Raw genomic sequence first — 386 nt, 5'->3', positions numbered from 1 at the left:
CCGCTGGTGGCAGCAGCGCGTGCAGGCCGGCCTGCGCGCCGAATACTCCGGGCCCACCGAGGAAGGCCATGACTTCTTCCAGACCCGCAAGACCGGCGGCACCGGCGTGCTGCTCGACTTCTACGCCAGCTTCAAGCCCCAGCCCAACGCCACGCTGTGGCTGAACATCGAAAACCTGCAGAACAAGTCCTATGACAACAACGCCTCCATCGACAGCATCTTCAGCCCGATCCTGGACCGCGGCAACGGTCGCGGCCGCACCGTCTCGATGGGCCTCAACGTGGCGTTCTAGCCGCCGCTGGCCGCCGCTGTGCCTGCTCGCGCTTGCCGCACTGGTGCGCGCGCAGCCACTGCCCGGCACGGTGATCGATCTGGCCAGTGGCCAG

General features: G+C 67.6%; 1 protein-coding gene. It reads left to right on the top strand.

The window, feature by feature from the left end:
- Window positions 1-292 (top strand): TonB-dependent receptor (locus EN850_RS34050; protein WP_136092972.1); only part of this gene is annotated, 292 nt, incomplete at its 5' end.
- Between the last annotated feature and the right edge of the window lie 94 nt (window positions 293-386).

It is taken from the genome of Mesorhizobium sp. M8A.F.Ca.ET.207.01.1.1, assembly GCF_004794715.1.
Classification (GTDB): Bacteria; Pseudomonadota; Alphaproteobacteria; order Rhizobiales; family Rhizobiaceae; genus Mesorhizobium.
This window is presented reverse-complemented; position numbering and strand designations above follow the sequence as displayed.